24 protein-coding genes are annotated in these 26,752 nt (G+C 59.4%); 6 read left to right on the top strand and 18 right to left on the bottom strand.

Annotated features, from left to right (window positions below):
• Positions 1-24: 24 nt before the first annotated feature.
• The 3 genes from C7H09_RS06280 to mpl form a co-directional block, all read right to left on the bottom strand.
• Positions 25-1,950 carry a hypothetical protein gene (locus C7H09_RS06280; protein WP_106761752.1) on the bottom strand — a complete coding sequence of 642 codons (1,926 nt, stop codon included), beginning with the start codon at positions 1,948-1,950 and terminating at the stop codon, positions 25-27.
• 106 nt (positions 1,951-2,056) lie between these two features.
• Positions 2,057-2,704: a flavin prenyltransferase UbiX gene (locus tag C7H09_RS06275; protein WP_106761751.1), complete on the bottom strand. Its 648-nt coding sequence runs from the start codon at positions 2,702-2,704 to the stop codon at positions 2,057-2,059.
• The gene (mpl, locus tag C7H09_RS06270; RefSeq protein WP_106761750.1) at positions 2,697-4,091 is read right to left on the bottom strand and encodes a UDP-N-acetylmuramate:L-alanyl-gamma-D-glutamyl-meso-diaminopimelate ligase; all 1,395 of its coding nucleotides are present in this window, start codon (positions 4,089-4,091) and stop codon (positions 2,697-2,699) included. Before mpl ends, C7H09_RS06275 begins: the two co-directional genes overlap by 8 nt.
• A gap of 145 nt (positions 4,092-4,236) precedes the next feature.
• Here mpl and C7H09_RS06265 point away from each other — a divergent pair, with 145 nt between their 5' ends.
• Positions 4,237-5,499, top strand: a complete 1,263-nt coding sequence (locus tag C7H09_RS06265) for a 6-phosphofructokinase (protein WP_106761749.1) — start codon at positions 4,237-4,239, stop codon at positions 5,497-5,499.
• A gap of 70 nt (positions 5,500-5,569) precedes the next feature.
• Here the strand turns inward: C7H09_RS06265 and C7H09_RS06260 are convergent, their stop codons facing one another.
• Both C7H09_RS06260 and C7H09_RS06255 read right to left on the bottom strand, forming a co-directional pair.
• Entirely contained in the window at positions 5,570-5,824 is a 255-nt protein-coding gene (locus C7H09_RS06260) for a GrxA family glutaredoxin (protein ID WP_106761748.1), read from the bottom strand.
• 133 nt (positions 5,825-5,957) lie between these two features.
• Positions 5,958-8,012: a methyl-accepting chemotaxis protein gene (locus tag C7H09_RS06255; RefSeq protein WP_240616518.1), complete on the bottom strand. Its 2,055-nt coding sequence runs from the start codon at positions 8,010-8,012 to the stop codon at positions 5,958-5,960.
• Between the two features lie 130 nt (positions 8,013-8,142).
• Between C7H09_RS06255 and C7H09_RS06250 the strand changes: the two genes are divergently transcribed.
• Positions 8,143-8,568, top strand: coding sequence for a YqaA family protein (locus tag C7H09_RS06250; protein WP_106761746.1), 426 nt, complete (start codon positions 8,143-8,145; stop codon positions 8,566-8,568).
• 12 nt (positions 8,569-8,580) lie between these two features.
• Here the strand turns inward: C7H09_RS06250 and C7H09_RS06245 are convergent, their stop codons facing one another.
• The 11 genes from C7H09_RS06245 to C7H09_RS06195 all read right to left on the bottom strand — a co-directional run bounded on the left by C7H09_RS06245 (position 8,581) and on the right by C7H09_RS06195 (position 19,191).
• Positions 8,581-9,975: an ABC1 kinase family protein gene (locus C7H09_RS06245; protein ID WP_106761745.1), complete on the bottom strand. Its 1,395-nt coding sequence runs from the start codon at positions 9,973-9,975 to the stop codon at positions 8,581-8,583.
• A 137-nt stretch (positions 9,976-10,112) separates the two neighbouring features.
• Positions 10,113-10,751, bottom strand: coding sequence for a lipoyl(octanoyl) transferase LipB (gene lipB / locus C7H09_RS06240; protein ID WP_106761744.1), 639 nt, complete (start codon positions 10,749-10,751; stop codon positions 10,113-10,115).
• Between the two features lie 24 nt (positions 10,752-10,775).
• Positions 10,776-11,054, bottom strand: coding sequence for an HP0495 family protein (locus C7H09_RS06235; protein WP_420844180.1), 279 nt, complete (start codon positions 11,052-11,054; stop codon positions 10,776-10,778).
• Positions 11,055-11,086: 32 nt separating this feature from the next.
• Complete coding sequence (locus tag C7H09_RS06230) at positions 11,087-12,250, bottom strand: D-alanyl-D-alanine carboxypeptidase family protein (RefSeq protein ID WP_240616517.1); 1,164 nt, start codon at positions 12,248-12,250, stop codon at positions 11,087-11,089.
• 57 nt (positions 12,251-12,307) lie between these two features.
• On the bottom strand, positions 12,308-13,198 hold the full coding sequence (locus tag C7H09_RS06225) for a septal ring lytic transglycosylase RlpA family protein (RefSeq protein ID WP_106761950.1): 891 nt from the start codon (positions 13,196-13,198) through the stop codon (positions 12,308-12,310).
• 116 nt (positions 13,199-13,314) lie between these two features.
• A complete protein-coding gene (gene rodA, locus C7H09_RS06220; RefSeq protein WP_106761741.1) occupies positions 13,315-14,457 on the bottom strand; it encodes a rod shape-determining protein RodA in 1,143 nt (380 codons plus the stop codon).
• On the bottom strand, positions 14,457-16,355 hold the full coding sequence (gene mrdA / locus C7H09_RS06215; RefSeq protein ID WP_106761740.1) for a penicillin-binding protein 2: 1,899 nt from the start codon (positions 16,353-16,355) through the stop codon (positions 14,457-14,459). The genes rodA and mrdA overlap by 1 nt, the downstream gene beginning before the upstream one ends.
• Before the next feature lie 8 nt (positions 16,356-16,363).
• A complete protein-coding gene (rlmH, locus tag C7H09_RS06210; protein ID WP_106761739.1) occupies positions 16,364-16,834 on the bottom strand; it encodes a 23S rRNA (pseudouridine(1915)-N(3))-methyltransferase RlmH in 471 nt (156 codons plus the stop codon).
• A 2-nt stretch (positions 16,835-16,836) separates the two neighbouring features.
• A complete protein-coding gene (gene rsfS, locus C7H09_RS06205; RefSeq protein WP_106761738.1) occupies positions 16,837-17,187 on the bottom strand; it encodes a ribosome silencing factor in 351 nt (116 codons plus the stop codon).
• 95 nt (positions 17,188-17,282) lie between these two features.
• Positions 17,283-17,930 carry a nicotinate-nucleotide adenylyltransferase gene (gene nadD, locus C7H09_RS06200; protein ID WP_106761737.1) on the bottom strand — a complete coding sequence of 216 codons (648 nt, stop codon included), beginning with the start codon at positions 17,928-17,930 and terminating at the stop codon, positions 17,283-17,285.
• 4 nt (positions 17,931-17,934) lie between these two features.
• The gene (locus tag C7H09_RS06195; protein ID WP_106761736.1) at positions 17,935-19,191 is read right to left on the bottom strand and encodes a glutamate-5-semialdehyde dehydrogenase; all 1,257 of its coding nucleotides are present in this window, start codon (positions 19,189-19,191) and stop codon (positions 17,935-17,937) included.
• A gap of 136 nt (positions 19,192-19,327) precedes the next feature.
• Between C7H09_RS06195 and C7H09_RS06190 the strand changes: the two genes are divergently transcribed.
• From C7H09_RS06190 to C7H09_RS06180, 3 genes are read left to right on the top strand one after another with little or no spacing between them, the layout of a single operon-like run.
• On the top strand, positions 19,328-20,350 hold the full coding sequence (locus C7H09_RS06190; protein WP_106761735.1) for a GGDEF domain-containing protein: 1,023 nt from the start codon (positions 19,328-19,330) through the stop codon (positions 20,348-20,350).
• Positions 20,347-21,345, top strand: a complete 999-nt coding sequence (locus C7H09_RS06185) for a GGDEF domain-containing protein (RefSeq protein WP_106761734.1) — start codon at positions 20,347-20,349, stop codon at positions 21,343-21,345. The genes C7H09_RS06190 and C7H09_RS06185 overlap by 4 nt, the downstream gene beginning before the upstream one ends.
• On the top strand, positions 21,342-22,793 hold the full coding sequence (locus tag C7H09_RS06180) for a bifunctional DedA family/phosphatase PAP2 family protein (protein WP_106761733.1): 1,452 nt from the start codon (positions 21,342-21,344) through the stop codon (positions 22,791-22,793). The genes C7H09_RS06185 and C7H09_RS06180 overlap by 4 nt, the downstream gene beginning before the upstream one ends.
• 24 nt (positions 22,794-22,817) lie before the next feature.
• On the opposite strand, the gene C7H09_RS06175 is transcribed toward C7H09_RS06180, so the two are convergent.
• Together C7H09_RS06175 and C7H09_RS06170 are read right to left on the bottom strand one after the other, a co-directional pair.
• Positions 22,818-23,399 (bottom strand): LON peptidase substrate-binding domain-containing protein, encoded by a 582-nt coding sequence (locus C7H09_RS06175; protein WP_106761732.1) that lies wholly within the window; start codon positions 23,397-23,399, stop codon positions 22,818-22,820.
• Positions 23,400-23,441: 42 nt separating this feature from the next.
• A complete protein-coding gene (locus C7H09_RS06170; RefSeq protein WP_106761731.1) occupies positions 23,442-24,695 on the bottom strand; it encodes an HDOD domain-containing protein in 1,254 nt (417 codons plus the stop codon).
• 156 nt (positions 24,696-24,851) lie between these two features.
• On the opposite strand from C7H09_RS06170, the gene ilvD reads away from it, so the two are divergent.
• Entirely contained in the window at positions 24,852-26,687 is a 1,836-nt protein-coding gene (gene ilvD, locus C7H09_RS06165) for a dihydroxy-acid dehydratase (RefSeq protein WP_106761730.1), read from the top strand.
• Positions 26,688-26,752 lie beyond the last annotated feature (65 nt).

The raw sequence follows: 26,752 nt of genomic DNA, 5'->3' as shown, positions 1-26,752 counted from the left end.
GTGGGAATCCCCCCACCGCCTTCCCTAATCCGCCAGCCTGCCCTCCAGATATTCCGCCAAACTCTGGTACTGGTACTCCACAATGGCATAAGCTCTTCGCGGCTCCTTCATTGGGCCCGCGCCGCACTGGCTGGCTGGTGCAGGTGGAACCAGGTAGGCACGCTCAATCAGGTTGGGATGCGCCTCTCCATCTGTTTCGTTCAGTGGCGGGTAAACCATCTGCCAGGCGAATACGCCGTCCCCGGCGTTTACGCTCTCAAGCATCGCGGATGCCGGGTCGTAAACCGGCAGAATCAAGGGCCGGGAAACCAACAGCGTGCCCGGGTTGCGCACCTCATACTCGGCCATGCCGCTGTATACCGGCGTGTCATCAGTTACTCTGAACTCGAAAGGAAACAGGTGCGTGACGTACTGCCCAAGTTGATCCGGATCTTCCTCTGTGGCAACCAGGCTCTCAGCTGTGCAGGCCTCTGTCGGCTCGGTGAAAACCTGACTGGCCGCCAGTGCCTCCTGCTCCATCAGGCGATAGCCTGTTACCAGACCCAACGGCGGCTCCTGTGTACCCGTACCCAGGACATCGGCGGGTGAATTCTCGCGAATGGGCGCCAGGCTGCGGGCGCCTTCGGTGCCGGAAACCTCTTCGGTCAGGCTACGGTTACTGCGATTCCATCGCCAGAGAATTTCCGGGGCTCCTCCGAGCTCACTGCTCTGCGCTTGCGCGCCAAAGGCCGGCTGGTGACAACCGGTCACCGTATCAAACCGGGCCTCCCCTTCGCCCCACAAGAACTGCAGGTGCTCGTCGGGCCCGCCCTCCTGAAAGAACGAGCGGCTTGTGTTCGCTAGAGACACCGCTGGCAACCATTGCGTGTTCAGTTTCTGCGCATAACCGCCCGCCTCGAAAATTCGGGCGATTTCATTGCGAGACAATCCCATACAGCCATCGCTTGTTACCGACAGCAAGCGGCCGTTTTCATTGTAGTCGAACTGCACCTCGGCAGAGGGCTCCAGGTTACCCGGATAGGTTGGCAGCTGACCCGACCCCGGGCTTGCCAGAATCCGTTGCCGTACCAGAACGCGCGGATTGTTCACTTCCACCGAAATGTCTGGCAGGTTCAGCACATCAGCATCTACGTTGCGATAATCGCCTCCGGAGGCGGCGGCGTCGGCTAGCGCGACCAGATCACCGGCGTTCCGCACCAGTGAGTAGCCCAGCAGGCGGACACCGTCCAGGCTCAGTAACGAGGCTTCACCACCATCGCTGCCGTTGTCCGCCAGATAGCGGTTGTAGGCATCCGGTATCTGGCTGGCCATAAAGCGGGCAAACGTTCGGGCATAGGCGTGGGCCCGGTGATCCCCGGTCTCAATGTAATCCTGAAGCAGGTTCACACCCTCAACGCTGGCTAATCCCTGAACACTCCCGGCGGCACTCTGCCCGAGCAGGCGCTGAAACCGCGCCAGGGTTGTCAAAGGCGTGATGTTAGTGACGCCCGGCCGAGCAGTCATCAGATAGGCGCGCGCCACCGGCTCGTCGCCGAACGTGCGCTGTTCAAGAGTCTGGCCGGGAATAGCCAGGGCATACAGAGGATAGGAACGATGATCGATATCCGGCCCGATATCGGCAGGTACATCAAGCACCGAAACGTCCAGCGAAAACACACCGTCGGCTCCGCTCAGGGCGGTGGGCTCGCCTCCCTCAAGGACATGCCGATATCCATTGTCGAGCACTACCTCCAGAGGTCCGGCGGTGTACTGGCCATTGCCATCGATATCCAGCCAGACCCGGGCGTTACGCAGATAGCCATCAATCACCCGGCCCTGATAGGGCGCGCGCTCGGTGTAGGCCACACCATCAAAGTCCCGACCGTCTACAGGTCGCGGGCTGGATTCTTCGCCGCAGCCAGCAATGGCCAGGGCGAGCAGGGGAACAGAAAGACGGGTCAGGCGTTTCATGGCAGCAACCGTTTATCCTTGTTAGAGGTTGTGCGGCTACTGTAGGAGATGTGCCAGCCGGAGACCTTGACCGGCTTGGCAAATTGTAAAGTTTGGTAACGCCGGATCAGGCCCCGGATTCTTCGCTTGCCTTTTCGCCCCATCGGGGCACCAGCGTTTGCGGCAGGCCCAGATGGTCGAGCAAGCGGGCCACCATGAAGTCCACCAGGTCGTCAATGGATTGCGGGTTGTGGTAGAAGCCGGGGCTGGCGGGCATGATTACCGCGCCCATTCGGGTCAGCCGGAGCATGTTGTCCAGGTGTACTTCCGAGTAGGGGGTCTCCCGCAGTACCAGAATCAGTTTCCGGCGCTCCTTCAGAGCCACATCTCCGGCCCGCTCGATCAGGTTATTGCTGGCGCCTGTGGCCAGGGCCGAGAGGGTGCCGGTGCTGCAAGGGCAGATCACCAGCGGCGCCTTCTCCCCGGAGCCGGAGGCCGGGGGTGAAAACCATTCCTCCCGCCCGAACACCTGCACCTGCCCCGGTGCGGCCCCACTGTATTGGCTGAGCGCCTCGGCCATGGCTGGCGTGGAGCCAGGCAAACGGAAGTCGGTTTCGGTGGCGATCACCACTTGCGCGGCCTTGCTGATCATCACGTTCACCCGGCAGCCCTGGGCCACCAGGCACTGCAACAGGCGCAGTCCGTACTGGGCACCGGAGGCCCCGGTGAACGCAAGATTAACCACTAACGGTGCCCCTGCCTGAAATTCAGCCACGGCGTTTCTCCAGTTCGGTAACCAGTTTGCTGTGAATACCGCCAAACCCGCCATTGCTCATGATCACAATGTGGCAAGTCTCGGGCAACTCCGCCAGCGCGTTTTCAACAAGATCCTCCACCGAACACAACACCTGATGATGATCCAGATTGCCGTGTTCCGCACGCCAGCCATCGACCAGCTCCGGCAACCAGCCCATATCGCTGAGATTGCCCCACAGCACCCGGTCGGCCAGTGCTGCACTGGGGATCAGAGTCTGCTTGTGCACGCCCTGCTTCATGGTATTGGAGCGGGGTTCAATAATGGCCACAATGGGTTCGTCGCCCACCTGGTTGCGCAAGCCTTCAAGGGTTGAGGCAATGGCGGTCGGATGGTGGGCGAAGTCGTCATATACGCGCACCCCGTCAATATCGCCCACCAGTTCCATTCGGCGCTTTACCCCGGAGAACCGACACAGGGCAGCCACCGCATGATCCGGCGTAACTCCAACGTGGCGGGCGGCGGCAATAGCAGAGAGTGCATTGCGCACATTGTGCAAGCCGCTCAGGTTCCACTTCAGCATGGCAACCGGCTGTTCATGATGGATCACCATGAAGCGACTGCCGTCCTCTGCCAGCAACTCGGCGCGCCAGTCCACCGTAGCCGTTGCTTCACTGCCAATCGCAGTATCCTGAACCGGGCTCCAGCAACCCATCGCCAGGGCACTATCCAGATGCCTGTCAACCGCCGGGCGGATGATCAGCCCCTGGGAGGGTACCGTTCGCACCACGTGATGAAACTGGCGTTCAATGGCTTCAACACTGTCGAAAATATCCGCGTGGTCGTATTCCAGGTTATTCAGAATCAGAGTGTTGGGGCGGTAGTGAATAAACTTGGAACGCTTGTCGAAAAAGGCGCTGTCGTACTCATCGGCCTCGATCACAAAAAAGTCGCTGCTGCCCAGCCGCGCCGACACCGGAAAATCCTGCGGCACACCGCCCACCAGATACCCCGCATCAAACCCGGCCTGATCCAGAATCCACAGCAGCATGGCGGTAGTGGTGGTTTTACCATGGGTGCCCGCAACGGCCATTACCCAGCGGTGGCGCAATACCTCCCGCGCCAGCCACTCCGGCCCGGACATATAGTCCATGCGCCGGTTCAGCACGGCTTCCACTTCAGGGTTACCGCGAGACATGGCGTTGCCAATCAACACCAGATCGGGCTGCGGCTCCAGATTTTTCACGCGATAGCCTTCCATCAGGGTAATGCCCTGGGCCTGCAACTGGGTACTCATGGGCGGGTAAACACCCTGATCCGAGCCGGTCACGGTATGGCCAAGTTCCCTGGCGATGACAGCCAGGCTGCCCATAAAGGTGCCACAGATACCCAGAATATGTATGTGCATTAAGGTATTGCCTCCGGTTTGAAACCTGCCAAGCCTCTACCATACTTTCTGCGTGGTCAAGGGGCCGGTAAGTGCTCATGAAAAACCGCCGTGTTTGGCGTATGATCTGCGCCATTGTTGAACCAGCAGGAGGCCTCAGCCCGAGATGGCTATCAAGAACGCGTTTTATGCTCAATCCGGTGGTGTTACCGCCGTTATCAATGCCAGCGCCTGCGGCGTGATTCAGACCGCCCGCAAGCATTCAGACAAGATCGGCAAAGTGTATGCCGGGCGCAACGGAATCATCGGTGCTTTGAAAGAAGAACTGATCGACACCAGCCTGGAATCTGACGAGGCTATTCAGGCATTGATCCACACCCCGGGTGGCGCGTTCGGGTCCTGTCGGTACAAGCTGAAAAACCTGTCGGAAAACCAGCGCGAATACGAGCGCCTGATTGAAGTCTTCCGCGCCCACGATATCGGTTACTTCTTCTACAATGGCGGTGGCGATTCCCAGGACACCGCCTATAAAGTGTCTCAACTGGGCGAGAAGATGGGTTACCCGATTACCTGCATCGGTGTGCCCAAGACCGTGGATAACGACCTGCCGTTCACCGACTGCTGCCCGGGCTTTGGCTCTGTGGCCAAGTACATTGCCACTTCCACCCTGGAAGCCAGCCTGGACATCAAGTCCATGTGCGAAACCTCCACCAAGGTGTTCATTCTGGAAGTGATGGGCCGTCATGCCGGCTGGATTGCTGCTGCCGGTGGCCTTGCCGGCGAAGGCGACGGCGAACCGCCGCACATCATCCTGTTCCCGGAGGTACCCTTCAACCGGGAGAAGTTCCTGGAGCGCGTAGACCACTGCGTGAAGGAATACGGTTACTGCGTGGTGGTGGCCTCTGAAGGCGCCCAGTACGAAGACGGCCGATTTGTGGCAGACGCAGGCGCCAAAGACGCCTTTGGCCACACCCAGCTGGGTGGCGTTGCCCCGGCACTGGCCAACATGGTGCGCCAGGCGCTGGGCCATAAATACCACTGGGCGGTGGCAGACTATCTGCAGCGGGCGGCGCGGCACATTGCCTCGGCCACCGACGTGGAGCAGGCCTACGCCGTGGGTGAGGCTGCCGTTGAAATGGCCCTGGCGGGCAAGCAGGCGCTGATGCCCACCATCGTGCGGGAACAGGCCGCACCTTACCGCTGGTCGATTGGTGAAGCCAACCTGAGCGAAGTGGCCAATCAGGAAAAGAAAATGCCCATCCATTACATCCGGGACGATGGTTTTGGCATTACCGAGGATTGCCGCGCTTACCTGCAACCGCTGATCGCCGGAGAAAACTTCCCTCCGTTCGAGAATGGCCTGCCAAAGGTCGCCAAGCTGAAAAACCAGCTGGTGGAGAAAAAGCTGCGGACAGAGTTCGAGCTCTGACCCAGGCCTCGTAAAAACGAAAAAGCCCGGCTGAATGGCCGGGCTTTTTTGCTTCTGATGGGCAAGTTGATCAGCTTGCAGTGGCTGCCTCACGGCGGCGCACGTAAGCGGAGAACTCATCGAAGCCGCCAACATACTCATCGCCAACAAGAATCTGCGGCACCGTGTGTACGGGATGCCCGATGCGATCAGCAATGTCCTGCTTGCTCATGTTCTTTTCGATCATGTCGACCCACACATAGGGAAAGTTACGGGTTTCACATAAATTTCGGGCGGCAACACAGAAGCCACAGCTTGAACGGCCGTAAATAGTGACCTGTTCCATAATAAAACCTCCGGAGTATCAGGCCGGGGCAACCCCGGCAAATAAGAATGCCACTATGATGCCAGCCAGCGGCAGGAATGGAAATTGATCCTGGCGATGACGGCGATAGTAGCCACTCCTACGGACAGGGGGCTCAGGTCTTCAAACGGCCCAGTTCGGTATCCAGTACCTGCACCTGGTCATCAAGCGCGTCTCCACTTTGACGAACCCGCTGTGCCAGGGCCATCAGATCGTTGGCGGCATCGCCGATCTGGGTCAGGTTGCGGTTGATTTCTTCGCTCACCGAACTTTGTTCTTCGGCGGCCGTGGCCACCTGGGTGACATGCTCAACGATGGTGCCGATGCGCTCCACAACCGTGGCCAGTGAATGGCCTGCTTCCCGAGTGCCATCCACCGCGCTGGTGGCCCGTTCAACGCCGGTGCCGATCACACCCACGGCGCCATCCACGTCTTCTTTCAGGCGCTCGATCATGTCGCTGATGTCATCGGTGGATTCCCGGGTGCGGGAGGCAAGGGTTCGTACTTCGTCGGCCACCACCGCAAAGCCCCGGCCCTGCTCACCCGCCCGGGCGGCCTCAATGGCAGCGTTCAAAGCCAGCAGATTGGTCTGTTCGGCAATGCCCCGAATCACGTCCAGTATCCGGTTAATTTCTTCGCTGCGTTGGGCCACCTGGGCGATGGCGGAACTGGCTTGATCCATATCCGAGGCCAGCGCATCCACCCCGCGGGTCGCTGTACCCAGAGTGTCCTGGGTGAAATTGATGCCATCCCGGGCGGCCCGGGCGTTGTCTGCCGCTTCACCGGCGAAGCCCGCCACTTCTCCGGCCGCAGCGGACATCTCGTTCATGGCGGTGACCACACTGTCGATATCCTGGTGCTGTCGGCTGGTCTGCTCGTCGGTGTCTCGGGCAATGGTACCCACGTCGGCCGCCTGGGTGCGCACCTGTGCGTTTACGCCTTTGAGGTCGTTGATCATCTCGCGCAAGCGCGCCAGAAATGCGTTGAAACCGCCCGCCAGGTCAATCAGTTCGGCGTGGGTGTCAATGTCCAGCTCCCGGGTAAGATCCCCTTCGGCGCTGGCCAGGTTGCGCATCCGGTCGCGAATCTCGTCCAGTGGCCGGGTCACCGAGCGCACCAGGAGAATCAACACACCAATGGCCAGCAACACCACCACAATCCCCACCATCAACTGGCGATCCGCCGTTGCGTCTATTTCTGTCGCCAACAGGTTGGTGATTTCGGTCACGCTGGCCAAAGCGATGTCCCGGGGCAATTCAATAATCAACGCCCAGGTGCGGCCGGGCAGTTCAATCGAGATGGGATAGGATACCGCCAGTATCTCATCGTTCTCGAACTGCGCGTCGGCCTTGTGCAATTCCTGCAGATCACTCGCCAACTCAGGCAGGGCTTCCTGCAGCGGGCGCCCTAGCTGTTCCTGATAATGGCTGCTCGCCACAATCAGGCCCTTTTCGCTAAGCAGGGTAACCTTGGCCTGGCCGTTGTAAAGATCGCGGCTTACTTGCTCGATGGTGGGCTGTAGCGTCGACAGGTTCACGTCTGCACCGACCACACCTGCAAACCGGCCCTCTTTCAGAATCGGAACCACCATGCTGGTCATCAGCGCGTAGTAGCCGTCTTCCACTTCTTCACGATAGGGTTCGATCAGGCATGGCCGCAGATTGTCCCGGGGGCAGAGATACCATTCCGCAGCCCGGGTTCCGAATTCGTTTCGGGTGTCCAGATATTTTTCTGACGGGTCTTCGGTGCGGCTGAAGGCAATACTGCCGCCGGGCTCGCGGTAATAGGCAATATCCAGGGTGCCCTCGTCACTGCTGTGTTCTTCGACGCCGCCGGTAAAATAAATATCCTGACCATCGTAGGCATTGGGCTCGAACTGGGCATAAAGTGAATCCAGTTGCGACCGGCTTTCGAAAACCCTGCCTACGGTCTCCTGCAGGTCTCTGCGGCTCATGCGGCCAGAACTGTCGGCCTGAATGTTGCGGTCGATGATGCTCCGCACCAAATCCGGTGTCTGGTATGCGGTTGCGAAAAAGCTGGCGACCATCTCGCCGTACTGGCCGGAGACGGCGTCCAGTTGATCGACGACCACAGTCCGAACCGTGGCCCGGGCGTCCTCGGCCAGGGTGGTTTCCATGGCATCCAGAGACAGGGTTGCCGTAACGATCATGCTCCCGCCCATGACTAACAGCAGTGTTACAACCAGGGCATACAACTTGAATCTGAGCGAGAGATGTTTCATATACTTCGGGACCTTTTTCTGTGAGGCTTAACTATCATAGCTTAATCGCGAGGCATCCTTGGCGTACCTGACACTGTTTCTGACCTCCTTTGCCGCCGCAACCCTGCTGCCCGCCTATTCTGAAATACTGCTGGGCACTCTGGTTACGCAGAGTTATCCATTGTTCTGGCTGTGGTTCTGGGCCACCCTTGGCAATACTCTCGGGTCTGTCGTTAACGGGGTTATCGGCCGGCAGGTGGATCGCTTTAAGCACAAACGCTGGTTTCCGATCTCGGAATTACAGCTGCACAAGGCCAGAAACCGGTTTAACCGGTACGGACAGTGGTCGTTATTGCTGGGCTGGCTGCCACTGGGCGGCGATGCACTCACACTGGTGGGCGGGGTAATGCGTGTGCCCTGGCTCAACTTTATCGTTCTGGTGGGCATAGGAAAGGGCTTGCGCTATGCCTTTGTGGTCTGGGTAGTGCTGGCAGCAGGGGGCTGATCCGGCTCAGGCTCAGCTGTACAGATATTTGCGCAACAACGGCTCACCATTGAACTCGGCATGCAACACCGCAACGAATGTATACACGCCGATCAGCTTGCGGTTCAGAAACACAAACTCTTTTGGAGGTACCCGAAAGTACCGGCTAATGGCAGAGCGCGCCGCCTGCCGGGCAACCCGGGATGGCAAGTCGCTCTGCTTCCAGCGATATTCACCCTGGCTGTTCACGGCCTCGTCGGGCCACTGGCTGCGATCTGCCGCCAGTGGCTCTAGCACCGACATACAGACACGGCCAAACTTGTCGAGCACCTCGTCAGGCCAGTCGCGGCTCATGAAGCGAAGCTTCACACCACCATCGATTACCTGCTCCAGATTGCCCTCATAGGAAGCCTGGATCATCTGGATAACCGGGGCAAGAAACTCATCGGAATAACGCTGTACCGCACCGAAATCGAGCAAGACAATGCGATCCAGCCCGGGATCCGCCCCCTGCTCTCCGGCAATACGGATGCGGTAATTACCAAAGTTGGGGTCGGTCTGGATCTCACCCCATTCGAACAGTTCCCGGAAAAAGAGTTCCAGTGCGGCCTCACCCAGAGCACTGCGGCGGGCCAGCGGCAGCCCCCTGACCGCCTCGGAACCCACCGAATGGCCATGTTCGTAGGTGGAGGCAATAATCCGTGCGCCGGAATATTCCGGCAGAACCCTGGGCACAATAAACCGGGGGTCTTCCCGTAGCATCTGGCGAAACTTCTCGGTCGTCGCCGCTTCCAGCCGGTAATCCACCTCTCGATGCATCATCTGCCGGACTTCTTCCAGCCAGTCGTTGAACTCGGGGCCGAAACTCACCAGCCGTGCAACCTTGAGCAAATGGGCAACGGCGTTAAGATCACTGTCCACCGCATCGGCCACACCGGGGTACTGCACCTTGAGCACTAACTCCAGGCCATCCGCCCTACGCACGGCCCGATGCACCTGCCCCAGTGAGGCCGCACCTATGGGGTTCGGGTCAACCTCCAGTTCCGCAAGCCTGGCCGGGCCGAGTTCAGCCTTGAGCACACGCTCTATGGCGGGCCATTCCAGGGAGGTGGTCTGGTCTTCAAGGGTGTGCAGGGCTTCGGTGACTTCCTCCGGCAGGAAATGCTCGCCGTACAGCGCCATCACCTGACCAATTTTCACCACACTGCCCTTCAGGCGCCCGAGTTCTTCCACCAGAAAACGAGCCTGGCTGGACAGCATCGCTTTGTGCCGTTGCTCGCGGGAATCTTTACTGCCCAACCAGTTAGTGGCCATGTGTGAGGCCATACGGGTACCGGCAAACAGACCGGCTTTGGTGAGAGACAACCGGCGCTCAAAACTGCCGGTCTTGATGCGGGAAACAGATTTTCCGGTTCGGCTGGAAGACATGAAAGACCTGTATCTGTCGGCGAATGTCCTGCCCCTTCGGGGTGCGTTCATCTATTATACGGATAGCACCCGGGAACAATCTAACCACACCGCCTTGCCGGAGCCGACGCTGCAGCCAATGCCTTGAGCCCGCGGGCTTACCAGCCCTGGCGCTGATCCACCGCCTGATGACCCAGACCAGTGACCAGATGATCCACCAACTGGCGCTCTACCTCGTAAACCGACGCCTGCGGATAGTAGTCCCGCACCTGGCACATGGACATCCCGGCATAACCACAGGGGTTGATACGGGAAAACGGCTCCATATCCATATTCACGTTCAGCGCCAGCCCGTGAAACGAGCAGCCCCGGCGCACCCGCAGCCCCAGCGACGCGATTTTTGCACCCTTCACGTAAACCCCCGGTGCATCGGCCCGGGGCGCAGATTCAATACCGTAACCGGCCAGTGTCTGCACGATGCCCTGTTCAATGATATCCACCAGGGCCCGCACACCCAGCTTGTGGCGGGAGAGGTCAATCAGCAGGTAAACCACCAGTTGGCCCGGGCCGTGGTAGGTTACCTGTCCGCCACGGTCTACCTGAATGACCGGGATGTCGCCGGGTAACAGAATGTGCTCTGCCTTGCCTGCCTGCCCCTGAGTGAAGACCCGGGGATGTTCCAGGCACCAAAGTTCGTCAGTCGTTGCCTCATCACGGTTGGCGGTGAAGGCTTTCATCGCCTCCCAGGCCTCCAGATAAGGCTGCTGGCCCAGTGACCGGACAATCAGATCTGCCATAGTTACAGCACCCTGCAAAAGAAGTTACAGCACCATGTGTACACGACCACTGGCCTTAAGGTCTTCAAACAGCGCTTTCAACTGATCCTCACCGGTGGCACGGATGATCAGCTGTACAGACGCGAAGCGCCCTTTACTGCTGTCTTTCACCGAAATATCCGATTCTTTAATGCCCGGTGCATGCACCTCAACCACAGACACCACAAACTCGGTGAAGTCGGGCGCGGCATTGCCGATTACCTTGATCATGTAATCGCAGGGAAACTCGATTTTTGGTGCTTTCGGCTCAGTCATGCCGCACATTACTCCCGGCCCAGGCGGATAGCGCCCGAGGCTTAATTGAACAGTTGAACAAAGAACAGTTTAACCGCATCCCACAGGCGCTTGAACAGACCGCCCTCGGGAACGTCGGTCAGGGCCAGTACGGGTTGGTCAACCAGGGTTTCCCCTTCCATCACAACGCGCACGCGGCCAAGTTCGGTTCCTACCTTGATGGGTGCCTTGATCACAGAATCAAGGTCTACCACCGATTCCAGTTTATTCCGGGCACCACGGGGAATGGTCACGTATACATCATCGGGCATTCCCACAGACACCTCGTTGGCTTCGCCGCCCCATACCCGGGACGCTACCAGCTCCTGTCCGGCACGGAAGAGCCGCTCGGTTTCATAATAGCGGAAGCCGTAGTTCAGCATTTTCTGCACTTCCTGGGCCCGCGCCTGGGAACTGCTGGCACCCATCACCGAGGCAATCAGCCGGGTTTCGTCCCGTTTGGCCGAAGCCACCAGGCAATAGCCGGCTTCTTCGGTATGCCCGGTTTTCAGGCCGTCCACACTGTCATCCCGCCACAACAGGCTGTTGCGGTTGGGTTGGCGAATGTTGTTGTAGGTAAAGTGTTTCTGTGCGTACAGCGGGTAATTTTCCGGATAATCCTGAATGATTGCCCGGGCCAGCAGGGCAAGATCGTAAGCAGTGGAGTAATGGTTCCCGGACGGCAGGCCGGTGGCATTCTCAAAATGGGTATTTTCCATGCCCAGCAACGATGCCTGCTGGTTCATGATGTCGACAAACGCCCCCTCACTGCCCGCAATAAACTCAGCCAGCGCCACAGACGCGTCATTGCCTGACTGGATGATCACACCTTTCAGCAATGTCTCTACCGGTACGCTGGTGCCTTCGCGCACAAAGGTTCTGGAACCTTCGGTCCGCCAGGCTTTAACGCTGATAGGAACCATATCCGACATGGAAATCCGGCCCTCGCCCAGCTCCCGCTCGACAATGTAAGCCGTCATCATTTTTGTCAGGCTTGCAGGGGGCAAGCGCTCGTGGCTGTTGTTTTCCATGATTACCCGGCCGCTGAGCGGATCCATCAGCACCCAGGAGCTTCCCGCTATCTGCGGGGGCGCCGGTATCAGCACCGACTGGGCGGAAGCCTGGGCAGCCAGCACAAGCAGAGTGAATGTCAGGAGCACGGTTTGGAACAGATTCTTGAAAGCCATGGTTAAAGTCATTCGTCGTCGGATGTTTGTCTTATGGTGATTCTGAACTCAACAGGTTCAGTGCGTATCGGTCAGTACGATAGACTGGCCGAAACCCCGGGATTCCAGGATATTCTGTGCGTATCTGGCATCGTCTTCGGTCTGAAACGGCCCGACCTGAACACGATGGAAGCGGCCGCTACCGGTGCTGATTTCCCGCACCCTTACCGGGTGATCCAGAACACCGAGAACCCGGGAGCGCATGGTCTCGGCGGGATCCCGATTGGTGAATGCGCCCAACTGGACGAACAGGGCCTGATCTGCACCCGCAGGCGCCTGCCCGGAAGGCGCGGGCGGGGCTGCGACCGCTGCGACGGTGCCCTCCGGGCCAAAGGGTTTGCCCGCCAGCAACATGCTGCCATCCGGCTGCACCGTGATGGCCGCCACTTCAACTCTGGCGGTACCCCGGGACTGATAACCCAGTTTCTTGGCCGCAGCGTAGGACAAGTCAATCAGGCGGTCACCGTGAAAGGGGCCGCGGTCATTAACCCGTACCACCACCGACCGCCCGTTGTCCAGGTTGGTCACCCGGGCGTAACCGGGAATACGCAATGATTTGTGGGCGGCCGACATGGCGTACATATCGAATACTTCGCCATTGGAGGTTTTGTGGCCGTGAAACTTTTCACCATACCAGCTGGCAGTACCACGCTGGACATAGCCGTCATTGGAGGGCAGAACCCGGTAGCTCTTGCCCCAGACGGTATACGGCGACTTGTTACCGGCCCGGCGCGGCTCCTCATATCTGGGCACCGCATCCGCCAGCCCGGACGCATCAAAGCCTCCCGCCGGGGCGCGATCCTGGCTAATCGTGTAGCGGCTGGAATGATCCGGCTGCGGCCCGGGGCTGCTGGCGCACCCGGCCAGCATCGCTACCAGGCATAGAACCGGCCAGGATTTGCTATACATTCTGGTCATCTGTGCCCACCGTTCCCCCGGATAGCATTGGTAACTTATTAAAGACCGTCAACATTGTAACGGGTTCCCTGCGGCCTTCACCATTACCGGGCGGCCATCATTGCCGGTCAGGCGGTGATCATTCGCCGGTGGGTATGTATCGACATCAACACACCAAAGGCCGCCATCAGGGTGACACTGGACGTACCACCATAGCTGATCAGTGGCAAAGGCACACCGACCACCGGCAATAACCCGCTCACCATGCCGATGTTGACAAATATATAGATAAAAAACGTCATGGTGAGCGCTCCAGCCAGCAAACGCCCAAACGAATCCTGAGCCGTAACGGCAATATACAGACAGCGAAGGATGATCATGAAATACAGCGCCAGCAACAGGGCCACACCAATAAAACCGAACTCTTCGGCCAGCACGGCCACGATAAAGTCGGTATGGCTCTCAGGCAGAAATTCCAGATGGGACTGGGTGCCCTGAAGCCAGCCTTTTCCGTCTATACCGCCCGATCCGATGGCCGTTTTGGACTGGATAATATTCCATCCGGCGCCCAGCGGATCACTCTGGGGATCCAGTAGCGTAAGCACTCGCTGCTTCTGATACTCACGCATCACGAAAAACCACATCAGCGGTGCCGATACAGATACCATGGCCGCAAAGGCAGCGATCAGCTTCCAGCTGATACCGGCGAAAAACACCACAAAGATGCCAGCCATACCCACCAGCAGAGAGGTTCCCAGATCCGGCTGGCGCACAATCAGAAACATGGGCAACAACACAATCACCAGCCCGGCCATGACCCGAGAAAACGTGGGCGGCAGGTAATAGCGGGAGAGATACCAGGCCGCCATCATCGGCACCACCAGCTTCATCAGCTCGGATGGCTGGAACCTCGGCAGCCCCGGCAAGGCCAGCCAGCGCTGCGCCCCTTTGGCGCCTACCCCAACCACCAGCACCGCCACCAGCCCCACCAGGCCAGCAGCGTACAACCAGGGCGACCAGCGCCGGAAAACAGCCGGATCCAGCTGTGCGAACACGATCATAACCACGAAAGCCACCCCAAACCGGATAACCTGCGCCTTGACCATTTCCAGGTTGCGGTCGGCGCCACTGTAAAGCACAAACAACCCGCCCACCATCAACACCAGTAACAGCAGCAGAAGAGTCGGATCCAGGTGCAATGTGGCCCAGATGCCGCGGTTGCGCCCGAGACCATGATCCCTGGCATTGCCAACCATAGAGTTCAGCGCCATCAGTTACCCCCTCGCTCAGGCTCTGCCCGGGTTATTTCAGTGGCTTGCTGCTCAACATTAAATTCTTCCAGCCATGCATCAAAGAGGCTGCGGGCAACCGGTGCCGCTGTGCCGCTGCCACCACCGCCATTCTCGACAATAATCGCGACCGCAATCTTCGGATTATCCGAAGGCGCGAAGCCGACAAACAGGGCATGATCACGCAGTCGTTCCCGGATCTGCTCGGCGTCGTATTCTTCATCCTGCCCCAGCCCGAAGACCTGGGCCGTGCCCGACTTACCCGCAATGCGATAGTTCGCACCTTTGGCGGCACGCCGTGCGGTGCCGCGGGGGCTGTGCATAACCGCCTCCATGGTGTCCACCACATACTCCCAGTCATCCGGGTTCTTCAGTTCCAGCGGCTGATGGGTCTGTTCCGGCAGGAATTCCGCCAGCGAGCGGTCGCCCGGGATATCCTTGAGCAGCCGTGGCTCTACCCACTCACCCCGGTTAGCAATCAGCGCGGTTGCGGTGGCCAGCTGCAGCGGTGTTGCCAGAAGGAAACCCTGGCCAATGCCCATATTGACCGAATCCCCCGGATACCAGGGTTCATTACGGGCGCCACGCTTCCAGTCCCGGCTTGGCAACAAGCCACTGAGTGCGCCGGACACGTCGAGCGTGGCGTCCTCGCCGAAGCCGAAGGCCGACAGATAGCGCACCATGGTGTCGACCCCCATTTCCACCGCTACTTCATAGAAATAGACATCGCAGGACTGGGCCACAGAGTCGATAAGGTCTACCCAGCCGTGGCCGGAACGTTTCCAGTCGCGATAGCGGCGGCCTCCCTCACGCAGCTGGAAAAAACCGGGATCCCATATCTTGCGCTCGCGGGTGGTCACGCCACTGTCGAGCGCTGCCACCGCCAGCATCGGCTTGACCGTGGAGGCTGGGGGATACTGCCCCCGCAATGCCCGGTTAAATAGAGGCTTGTCGATACTGCTACTGAGCTCCCGGTAATCTTTGACACTGATCCCGGTTACGAACAGGTTGGCATCAAAACCCGGTACGCTGGCCAGTGCCAGGATGCCTCCGGTGGACGGCTCAATTGCGACAATGGCGCCCCGGCGCCCTTCGAGCAGTTCGTGAGCGCGGCGCTGAAGCCGCAAATCGAGATGCAGCTGAAGGTCTTCACCGGGCGTCGGGTTCACCCGCTCCAGCACCCTGAGAATACGGCCACGGGCATTGGTTTCCACGTTCTGGTAGCCCACCTGCCCGTGCAATACCGATTCATAGAAGCGCTCGATACCGGATTTGCCAATATAGTTAGTCCCCGCGTAGTTCACCGGATCAATGCGCTGCAACTCTTCCCGGTTGATCCGGCCAACGTAGCCCAGAGCATGGGCTGTAAGCTCACTGTGGGGGTAATAGCGCACCAGCTCGGCCTCCACCTCTACCCCGGGGAACTCATGCCGATGAACCGCCATACGGGCGATTTCCGCTTCGTTGAGGTCATAGCTCAGAGGGATAGCCTGGAAGGGGCGACGGGGCTCCCGGCGGCGCTTTTCGAACCGTTCCAGGTCTTCTTCGGAAATCTCGAGTATCTGGCCAAGCCGGGCCAGTGTCTGTTCCATGTCACCGGATCTTTCCGGAACGATGGTAAGGCTGAACACCGGCCGGTTTTCCGCCAACAGTTCGTTGTTGCGGTCGTACACCAGGCCCCTCGGTGGAGGCACAGACTGCACCTGAACGCGGTTTTTGTCAGACAGGGTGGTGTAGATATCGTGCTCGACCACCTGCAACTGGTACATACGGGCCAGCAGACCCGCCAGCATCAGTGTTACAAATACCAGGGTAACCATGGCGCGACGCTGGAACAGTCGGCGTTCGGCGGCGGTGTCTTTGAGCTCTCCCCAGGCCATGCTGATACCTAGGCCCGATGATAGGGATGATTGCGGGTAATGCTCCAGGCCCGGTAAAGCTGTTCGGCAAGCAGAATACGAACCAGAGGATGGGGAAGAGTCAGGGGTGACAGCGACCACTGCTGGTCCGCACGCTGTCGGCAGGCATCGGCCAGGCCGTCGGGCCCGCCCACCAGAAACGACACATCACGGCCGTCCTGTTGCCAGCCCTCCAGCTGGGCTGCCAGCTTTTCCGTCGACCAGGGCCGACCGCCCACTTCCAGAGCAACAACCCGATCCCTGGGGCCAGCGGCAGACAGAATGGCGTCGCTTTCCCGCTGCATCAGACGGGCAATATCCGGGTTTTTGCCACGGTGGGCCATGGGGATTTCGACCAGATCGAGAGCCAGCTCAGGCGGCATCCGGCGAGCGTAATCGTTGTAGCCAGCCGTGACCCAGTCGGGCATTTTCTGCCCGACACAGATCAATCGCAGGCGCATGATTATTCGCTGCCTGCAGCACCAAGATCCGGAGCATCACGCCAGAAGCGCTCCAGATCATAGAATTCGCGGGTTGCGGGCATCATCACGTGAACAACCACATCACCCAGATCCACCAGAATCCATTCACTGCCGCCTGCGCCTTCCACATTGCCGGGGCGCACACCCTGCTCCTTGGCTTCTGCGACAACCGAATCGGCAAGGGATTTTACATGCCGGTTGGAGGTACCCGACGCCAGCACCATAAAGTCCGTAACGCTGGTGCGATCCCGAACGTCGATAACGCTTACGTCCTGGGCCTTGATGTTTTCCAGTGCATTTACGACCAGATCTTTCAGTTGTTCAGCCTGCATAATCACCCTGTGGTACGGGCCCTGGCCGGAATGGCCGCCCGATCAAAGATATTCAGGCGCGATTGTAGCACTAAAGGCGCCTGTGAATAACTTTTTCAGCCCTGCCCGGCTGGCGGCCGGTACAGCGCCCAGGTTTCAATCCTTTGCCATACCGCATCCGGCGTGAGATACCGGATTGAACGGCCGCCAGCTATGCGCTCGCGGATACCCGTTGCCGAGATATCCAGTAACGGCGGATTCAGCACCATGACTCGGCCTGCCGGGTTATCCTGCAACTCCCGTACTGACGCGGTCTGATAATCCCTGACCAGTCGCCCGGCCTCACTGCCCTCGGGCAGGCCGGCACCGGGGCGCTGAACCACAACGATATGTGCCAGTTGCAGTATCTGCTGCCAGTCACGCCAGCGGTCAAACGAGGCGAAGGCATCTGTACCCACCACCATCACCAGCGGCATCTCAGACCCCAGTTCCTGCCGCAACTGGCGCAGCGTATCGGCCGTGTAGGAAGCCCCTTCGCGGCGCACTTCGCGCTCATCCAGCACCAGGCGCGACTCACCGGCAATCGCCAGCCGAATCATCTCCAGCCGCTGCTGCGCACTGGCGCCGGTATCGCCACGATGAGGCGGGATATGGCTGGGAACCAGATTCACCTGCGACACTCCCAGCGCCTCTCCAACTTCCAGAGCCATACGAAGATGGCCGTGGTGAACAGGGTCGAAGGTGCCGCCGTATATCACATGCATGGCATCAGGCCCGCACGTGTCCGTCGCCGAACACCACATATTTCTGTGATGTCAGCCCCTCCAGGCCAACCGGTCCGCGGGCGTGTATCTTGTCGGTGGAAATACCAATTTCAGCACCCAGGCCGTATTCGAAGCCGTCGGCAAAGCGTGTGGATGCGTTGATCATGACCGAACTGGAATCCACTTCCGTCAGGAAACGGCGGGCCCGCGTGTAGTTCTCGGTTACGATGCTGTCAGTATGCTGGGAACTGTAATGGTTGATATGGGCAATCGCCGCGTCCAGACCGTCCACCACCCGAACCGCCAGTACCGGGGCAAGATACTCGGCGTGCCAGTCCTCCTCAGTGGCTTCGGTAATGCCTTTAAGTACCTTGACGGTTCGCTCACAGCCACGGAGCTCCACTCCCTTGGCCCGGAACTGTTCCGCCAGCAAAGGCAGCATATCTTCGGCAATCTCCTGATCCACCAGGAGGGTTTCCATGGTATTACAGGTGCCGTACCGGTGAGTCTTGGCATTAACGGCTATATTCAACGCCTTTTCGGGATCGGCATGGCTGTCGATATACACGTGACACACGCCGTCCAGGTGCTTGATAACCGGCACCCGCGCATCCCGACTGATCCGCTCGATCAGCCCCTTGCCGCCTCTGGGTACAATCACATCGACATAGTCAGGCATGGTAATCAGCTCGCCAACCGCAGCCCGATCCGTGGTCTTGACCACCTGTACGGCGGTTTCCGGCAGCCCGGCCTCCGCCAGCCCCTGCCTCAGACATCCGGCGATGGCCTGGTTGGAGTGAATGGCTTCTGAGCCACCGCGCAGAATCGTGGCATTACCGGATTTCAGGCAAAGACTGGCAGCTTCGACGGTTACGTTCGGGCGCGACTCGTAAATAATCCCGATAACACCCAGCGGCACCCGCATTTTCCCCACCTGAATGCCGGATGGCCGGTAGGTCATATCGGTGATTACCCCGATCGGGTCTGGCAACGCAGCCACCTGGCGCAGGCCTTCAATCATGGTATCGATGCGCTCCGGTGTCAGCTCCAGCCGATCCAGCATGGCACTGTCGAGACCATTTTCGCGCCCGTTTTCAAGGTCTTTACGATTCGCATCCGCCAGCGCCGTGCGCGCCTCGTCCAGTGCTTCGGCGGTAGCCAGCAGCGCCTGGTTACGGATTGCCGTTGACGACCGGGCGATCTCCCGGGAAGCGGCCCGGGCTTGCTGCCCAAGTTCCGCCATATAGGCTGCAACATCCATTGGTTTACCCTTTTTCTGCAAGCTGATTCCAAAACTGGAGCGTTACTTTACCTTTCCCGTTTCAAGTCCGCACCCCAAAGCATTATCATAGCGGGGCTACAGCTCAAAATGGATGCCCCTGCAAAGGACTAACTCAATGCCCCATACCGCCGAAAAGTTTCTTCCCGGCAAGTTTGCCCGACTGGGGATGCTGGCCTTCGGCGTGACTACCGGGCTGTGCCTGCTGATGGGCGAGCCCCTGGCCGCCGTTGCTGCCGCTGCCGCTGCGGGCCTGTGCCTGGCCGGAACCTTTCAGGGCCAGAACCGTAACTCCACGCCCTGGCCACAGTTGCGGCTGTTCTTTTCCGCTGCCCTGACCATCACTCTTGTCATGTCGCTATGGCTGGGCCCATGGGCACTGAGCCACTGGATGTATGTCCTCCCGCTGGCGCTTTTCGTGATGATCCCCGGCTATATTGCGGCGATCACCTCAGCCTTACTCATAGTACTGGTCATTGCCGGCAACGAATGGGGCAGTGCCCTACCGGATCGGCATCAGATGACCAGCGCCCTGATTCTGACCACTTTTCTGGGTGCTGTCCTTGTGTTCATGCGGGACTACAAGTCCCGCCAACTGGCACCGCTCAGGCGCACCGATGAACTCACCCGGGCAGCCAGCCGGGAATACCTGTCGGCAGATCTGCACAAGGAAATCCAGCGCAGTGAACGCGAGGGCACTAATCTGTCGCTGATCATGATTGGCCTGGACACTCACCTGAGCGATCGCGAGCCGGATGAGGATATCCGGGCCATACTGCCCAGGATCGGCCGCTACCTGCACTCCCAGCTCAGGGATTTCGACACCTATTACCGGGTGGCCGATCTTCAGTTTCTGATCATACTTCCCGGCGCCGACACGGCCAGCGCCGCACGATCCGCCGAACAACTGCGCCAGGGCCTGGGTGCCCTGATGGCCTCGCACAAGCTAAAGCTGACGGTGAGCACCGGCGTTGCCGGGCTCAATATCGGCGATGACGCCGACAGCCTGCAGCAAAGTGTGGCCAACGCCCTTCGCCGCGCCCAGCAACAGGGTGGAAACCGCACCCAGACATACAGCAACCCGGTGCCTTCCGATGCCCTGGATGCAAACCTGCAAGCGAACCGGGGAATTGCACCATGACAGAAACCCGATTGCGATCCTGGACTCACGCGTTTGGCTACGGCCTGGCCGCCCTGTTCACTGCCGGGCTGGCATTACAGAATCTGCGTTATGGTTTTTACCAGCTTTTCTATCTGGCCCTTGCTATGTCGGCTCTGCTGCTTGGCGGCCTGGTTTACACGTTTATCTGCCGTCGCCACCAGCTGTCTGCGCCCGGGCACCTCACTATTCTGGCCGGGTTGAACAGTGGTCTGGTGGCAGCAGTACTGGCACTGGATGCCCCGGGAATCAGCCACTGGGCCATGCCACTGATCGCTCTTAACTTTCTGATCCTACCTCTGCGGCAGGGGCTTACACTTTCGCTGATCCTTCTCCTTCCGGTACTGGCGGTCACCTGGCTGACACAACCGCTGGGCGATGCGCTGCTCACCAGTATCGGTTTGGCGGCCCTGCTGACCGTGACGGCTTTTTGTGTGTGGCACTACGACCACATGACCCAGTCAGCACAGGACCTGGCCATTACCGATCCGGTAACCGGTGCCTACAATGCCCGCTTTCTGGACGAGGCCCTGCAAAAGGAGATCAGCCGGGCGATTGCCACCGGCCACCCGCTGTCGGCCATCAGCCTGAGCATTGACCACACCGATGAAATCGGCAAGTTGCATGGTGAAGCCGGTTTGCAGTCACTGGTACAGAACATCTGTAGAACGCTGTTTGATGTCGTTCGTGCCGGAGATTCGATTTATCGCGTTAACAGCTCGGAGTTTTTCCTGATTCTGCCGTTCACACCTGAAGACGGTGTCCGTGTAATTGCCGAGCGTGTGCGCCGAACCCTGAGCGAACACGAGTGGCCCGGCATCGGCAAAATCTCGGTCAGTCTGGGCTGTACAACACGGGGCAGTGGCGACACCGGCAACAGCGATTTGCGCGATCGGGCCAGAGCGGCCATGGCACGCGCCCGGTCGCAGGGCTCCGGTACGGCCTGGTTCAGCCCCGGAGCGTCCACCGAGGTATGAGTGAGCACTGGCTGGGTGATATGACGGCCTGGGTGACTGCCAATCCGGGTTCGCTGGTGGTGGCGCTCTTTGCAACCGCCTTCGTGGAATCTCTCGCCATTGCCGGCATTATCGTACCCGGCGTTGCCCTGCTCTTTGCCTTTGCGGCACTGGCTGGACAAACCGGCATGCCCCTGGCGGAAGCCCTCTTCTGGGCAGGCTTCGGGGCCGTGGCCGGAGATGTTGCCAGTTTTGCAATTGGCCGGTGGCTGCAGGGGCGACTGGATGTGGTCTGGCCGTTCCGACGCTACCCGGGCCTGATCGCCCGCGGCGAACGTTTTTTCCATCGCCACGGTGGCAAAAGCGTGGTGATCGGCCGTTTCGTTGGCCCCATCCGCCCGGTCATCCCCCTGATTGCCGGCGCACTGACCATGCCCTGGCGTCGATTTATCGTGTTTAATCTGTTGTCAGCGGTGGGCTGGGCGTTGGTCTATATACTTCCGGGCTTTGTCGTCGGCTCTGCACTGGCCAGCGAAATCAAACCACCCCCCCATTTTTATCCCGTTCTGGCCATCAGCGGTGCAACCCTGGTGGCCGTCTACCTGATTGTACTGCGGGTACGCCTGGGACTGGGCGAAGGCAGCTGGCTGTATCATTGGCTGGAGGGCACCATGGCCAGATACGACGCCACCCACCGGTTCTGGCGCCTGTACAGCAACGAACGCCCGGATCAGCGCGGTGAATTTCCATTGCCGTCGCTGCTGCTGAGCATTGCCAGCCTGGCGCTATTCCTCGCTCTGGCCCAACTGGTCTCGGTAAGCGATCAACTGCAGTATCTCAACGAGCAAGTACTGCACTGGTTCGGACTGCTGCGCCAACCGGTGCTGGAGTTACCGATGGTGGCGTTTACCCTGCTGGGTGACCCGCCCGTTCTGACGTGTGCCGCCATACTGGCGGTGCTGACACTGGCGTTCCGGGGATATTATGCGGCTGCACTGCACGTGGCGGCTGCCGTCGGCATAACCGCTCTCAGCGTCTGGCTGCTTAAGGCGGGCATTGGCATCAACCGCCCGGAACAGGTACTTGCAGCGCCGGAGTCAGGCGCTTATCCAAGCGGTCATACCGCCGGCATGACCGTTCTGGTAACACTGGTGGCCAGCTTCATTGCCGGAGAAAACCGCAGCCAGCAACGCTGGCAGCATTACCTGTTCCTGTCTTTGCCATTGCTGCCGGTCGCCATCAGCCGTCTCTATCTTCAGGTTCACTGGTTTACCGACATTTTGGGGGGGCTGTTTCTGGGGTTAGCAATTACCGGCATTACCCGCGCCAGCTACAGCCGGTTTGACCGGGTTCCGCTCAGCCCGGATGCGCTGGCAAACGCGGCGGTGCTTACGTGGCTGGCCTTTGTTGCAGTCTACATGTGGTTAAGCTGGCCGCAGGCCATGATCGACTACTCGCCACTGCCCTGACGTCGGGTGTCCCCCGCCCGGGCACTATTCATCCTGCTCCAGGGCTTCCAACAATTGCTGCAGCCGATCCAGCCGTTCCAGCGGATCCTGTAATTCAGCAAGCCGCTGTTTTTCCTGTTTGTCAAGGGGGAGCAGTTCGGTCAAACGCCACCCGACATGGCGGGCGTCGTCGTAATCCACCTGCATCTCGAGATCCTGCACCACAGGATGACGAAACAGCGCCCGCAACACCGCAGGCAATTCGTGATAGCGCTCAGGGACATCACTTTCTGCCTCATCCAGCAGGCATTCCACATCCCCCACATTCAGGCCATCCCCCTGCTGCCAGCTTCGCACCACGGTTACCTTGCAGTCGCCTTCAACGGTAATACCCAGCAGTCCGTTCTCCAACTGCTGGAAATCAATAATCCGTACGTAGGTGCCAATATCATAGAAGCCGGCTCTCTTGCTGGTTTCGGCACCGTCACGTAGCAAAACCACCACAAAACCACGATCTTCTTTCATGCAGCGGGTCAGCATATCGAGATAACGGGGCTCGAACAGCTGCAGCGGAATCCGGCCTTTGGGCAAGACCAGCGAATTCAGTGGAAACAAAGGCACATTCATAAGCGCGTCGTTCACGACCGGCAGGCTCCTGCAACGGTGTCGTTATCGGATTGAAAGAAGCTTCTGTACCTCGTCCACCCGGTTTCGGGCTTCACTCAAGAGCTGAAGGCTCTTGGAGGCGTTCAATTCCAGCTCACCCAGGCGACGCCAGGCAGGCACCTGGTCAAACGCGGGCAGCCCGGCATTCTGGCTGGCGCCAATCATCGCGTGCAACTGGGCCACAATGACAATATCCACCAGCTGCGGCGATGCTTCGCGGCACTCATACGACCAGTCTTCGGCGTGCCGCACTGCCTCCAGGAACGGTTTGGGAAAAGACCAGTTCTCCAACACCGCGCACCCCACATCGGCCCGCAATTCGTTGATGGCATGGTGCAGGTTTCTGTCGTCCGCAAACAGGTTTACATGGTGCTCGGCCTGCACAATCACCGGCACCACCCCGATATCATGCAGCAGCCCAGCCAGTAGAGCTTCTTCAGGGTTAATACGGGTAACATGGTCGGCCAGTACCCAGCAGAGCGCGGCGACCTCGCGGGAATGCCGCCACAAGCGCTCCATTTCATTTTGCAGGGAGGCCCGCCGGGTCTTGAATATTTCTCTCATGGCAAACACGGTCACCAGCTGCCGGGTGGTTTTCATTCCCAGCCGCACCACCGCTTCCCGCACATTGCGGACATCGCTGAACCCGCGGTACAAAGGGCTGTTGCACGAACGCACCAGCTTCAGGGCCATGGCCGGATCTACAGTTACCGCCGTGGCCACCTCGGCCGCTGTGGAGTCATCCCGATCGACCAGCCGACGAACTTTCCAGGCAACATCGGGGACACTGGGCAGCTGAATCTGATTCGACCGCAGCTCCGCGTAGAACTCCATCAGTAGATGTTGTTCTTCGCTTTCCGCCGAGCTCTCAAGGCCGGAATCCATCTCAACCTGAGTGATCGGTGCGGCACGCAGAAGCTGGTTTAGAACCTCTTGTTCGATCACCAGAAACTCACAGGCTTTGACTGCCGTGACGTCATACATGCGCGGCTGCAACCGCGCCACCGGATTGCAGGCCTGCTCCGTTTCTGCCTCGATCATCGACTTGCGCCCGTCCACCGAGGCCAGCTCGACCGTGCCTGAAATCAAAAAATAATCCAGGCCATCCCGAACGCCCCGCTCTATTACCCGTTGCCCGGGGCTATGGGTACGGCGCTCGGCACGACTGGCCAACAACACCAGCTGGTCGTCACTCAGTTTACCCAACGGCTGAAAACTCTTCAGCCGACTCAATGGCAGGCTTCCCTTGGCCCCCATAGACAGACTCCCTTTTGAACTTCTGGTTTTAAACCAACCACTCTTGTTACGTATTGTAATCACACGCCATTAAAACAGCCATGCGCAATGCGCCGAATCTGGTATCCTCTGTATCTTCACAACATTCGAATAAACACAGGGAGAGAGCAGCGTACCATGCCCCAGTATCGTTCCCACACATCCACCGCCGGCCGCAACATGGCTGGAGCGCGCGCCCTGTGGCGTGCCACCGGTATGAAAAACGAAGATTTCGGCAAACCGATCATTGCCGTTGCCAACTCGTTCACCCAGTTTGTACCCGGCCATGTCCACCTTAAAGATCTGGGCCAACTGGTGTGCCGGGAGATCGAAGCCGCTGGCGGTGTGGCCAAGGAATTCAACACCATCGCTGTGGACGATGGCATTGCCATGGGGCACGACGGCATGCTGTATTCCCTGCCCTCCCGGGAAATCATCGCCGACTCGGTTGAGTATATGGTCAATGCCCACTGCGCCGACGCGCTGGTGTGCATTTCCAACTGCGACAAGATCACCCCGGGCATGCTGATGGCCGCCATGCGCCTGAACATTCCGGTTATCTTTGTCTCCGGCGGCCCTATGGAAGCGGGCAAAACCAAGCTGTCCGAGCACAAACTGGATCTGGTCGACGCCATGGTCATCGCCGCCGACCCGACCGCCACCGATGAGCAGGTGGAAGAATACGAGCGTAGCGCCTGCCCCACCTGTGGTTCCTGCTCCGGCATGTTCACCGCCAACTCCATGAACTGCCTGACCGAAGCCATCGGCCTGGCACTGCCGGGCAATGGCTCGATGCTGGCCACCCACGCAGACAGGGAGCAACTGTTCCTGAACGCCGGTCGCCAGATTGTGGCGAACGCCAAGCGTTATTACGAGGAAAACGACGCCAGCGTATTGCCGCGCAGTATTGCCTCTCTGGAAGCCTTCCATAACGCCATGACTATGGACATTGCCATGGGCGGCTCCACCAACACCATTCTTCACCTGCTGGCAGCGGCACAGGAAGGCGGCGTGGACTTCACCATGGCGGACATCGACCGCTTGTCACGTGAGGTTCCCCAACTGTGTAAGGTGGCGCCCAACTCACCCAACTACCATATGGAAGATGTGCACCGCGCTGGCGGCATCATGAGCATTCTGGGTGAACTGGAGCGCGGCGGGCTGATCAATGCCGAGCTGCCCACCGTGCATAGCCGCACCATGAAAGAAGCCCTGGAAACCTGGGACATCATGCGCTCGCCCACGCCGGAGGTGATCGAGTTTTACAAAGCAGGCCCAGCAGGGATTCCGACCCAGACCGCTTTCAGCCAAAATACCCGCTGGCCGAGCCTGGACGGCGATCGTGAAAACGGCTGCATCCGCTCAGTTGCCAACGCCTACTCCAGCGAGGGCGGCCTTGCCGTTCTGTACGGCAACATTGCGCTGGACGGCTGTGTGGTAAAAACCGCAGGCGTAGATGAAAGCATTTACGTGTTCGAAGGCACGGCCCGGGTATTCGAAAGTCAGGATGCGGCTGTTGCCGGTATTCTCGGCGACGAGGTGAAAGCCGGCGATGTGGTGATCATCCGTTATGAGGGCCCCAAAGGCGGCCCGGGCATGCAGGAAATGCTGTATCCCACCAGCTACCTGAAGTCCAAGGGGTTGGGCAAGGAATGCGCCCTGCTGACCGACGGCCGTTTCTCGGGCGGCACCTCTGGTCTGTCGATTGGCCATGCCTCACCGGAGGCCGCCGCCGGTGGTGCAATAGGGCTCATTGAGGATGGCGATCGCATTCTGATCGACATCCCCAATCGCTCGATCAATGTCCAGGTCAGCGATGACGAACTGGCTACCCGCCGCAGCGCCCGGGATGCCAAAGGCTGGAAGCCGGAACTGGCCCGCGACCGCAAGGTCTCTGCGGCGCTCAAGGCCTATGCCTTACTGGCCACCAGTGCGGACAAAGGAGCGGTTCGGGATCTGAGCAAGCTCGACTGAACCAGCCGACCGCTAAACAAAAAGCCCGAAACGTTAGCAACGTTTCGGGCTTTTTTTCGGCCGCG

It is taken from the genome of Marinobacter fuscus (assembly GCF_003007675.1).
Lineage (GTDB): Bacteria > Pseudomonadota > Gammaproteobacteria > Pseudomonadales > Oleiphilaceae > Marinobacter > Marinobacter fuscus.
The sequence above is the reverse complement of the archived record's forward strand: the minus strand, read 5'-3'. Positions and strand labels throughout refer to the sequence as shown.